This is a genomic window from Hydrogenivirga sp. 128-5-R1-1 (genome assembly GCF_000171895.1).
The window spans coordinates 1-866 of the sequence record NZ_ABHJ01000550.1 but is presented as its reverse complement, the minus strand read 5'-3'; the positions used below and the strand labels follow the sequence as shown (position 1 = coordinate 866).

General features: G+C 32.3%; 1 protein-coding gene and 1 pseudogene. One reads left to right on the top strand and one right to left on the bottom strand.

Annotated features, from left to right (window positions below; translation table 11 throughout):
• A pseudogene (locus HG1285_RS20710) lies at nt 1–145 on the top strand (orotate phosphoribosyltransferase); the annotation flags it as partial.
• Here the strand turns inward: HG1285_RS20710 and ccsA are convergent.
• Nucleotides 126–866, bottom strand: a 741-nt coding sequence (gene ccsA / locus HG1285_RS00015; protein ID WP_008289778.1) for a cytochrome c biogenesis protein CcsA, incomplete at its 5' end; no start/stop codon positions are given. The pseudogene HG1285_RS20710 and the gene ccsA overlap by 20 nt on opposite strands.

Below are 866 nucleotides of genomic sequence, written 5' to 3'. Positions count from 1 at the left end.
TGCAAAAGAAGCTGGTCTTGAAATACTTGGGATAATTGCGATTGTAGATAGAGAAGAAGGCGGTGAAGAAAACATAAGAAAAGAAGGTTTTGATTTTTATCCAATATTTAGAGTCTCAGAGCTTCTCAATAAACAGGGTGCTTAACAAACCAGAAAACTATTAAAGCTATAAAACTTGCTGTAAGCGTCATGTACGACGCTTTTCTTCCTTTTTGATGTTTTATTATCCTAAAGTGTAGTAAAACTGCATAAAACACCCATAAAATAGAAAGTGCTGTCTGTTTTGCATCCCACAGCCAGTGTTTTCCAAGATATACCGAAGACCACACAGAAGATGCTACAAGTGCAAGACTTAAAAATATAAAAGCAAGAACATTTGATTTATATTCAATCTCTTGCAGAGTATATAAAGAAGAAGAAAACTTGGAAACAAAAAACGAGTTTAACTTTTTATTTTTTAAATCTCTTTCTGTTAGTAGATAAATTACTGCCACTACAGTTGCACCGATTATAAATACGTAAGCGAGAGATGAAAATATAACATGCAGATAGAACCATATATTATTATGAATTTGTCCTGTTTCTTCAGTATTTGGCAGTATTAGGGCAATTAAAAATACATTTATTGGTGCAAATATAGAACCGAGCTCTTTAAACTGTTTGTATTTTAATGAAAAGCCGTAAAAAAGGGCTGAAATCAGAACAACTAAAAGTAAAGGCAGGTTCTCATTTGAGGCAAGGGCAAAACTTTTATGCTGGTAGTCTGAGATGCCAATATAAACTAAAAGAAAGGCAAAACCAAGACCAAAAAATGAAAAACCTGTTTTTAAGCCTTCTTTTCTTTTTGTGTAAATATAAGCAAAAAA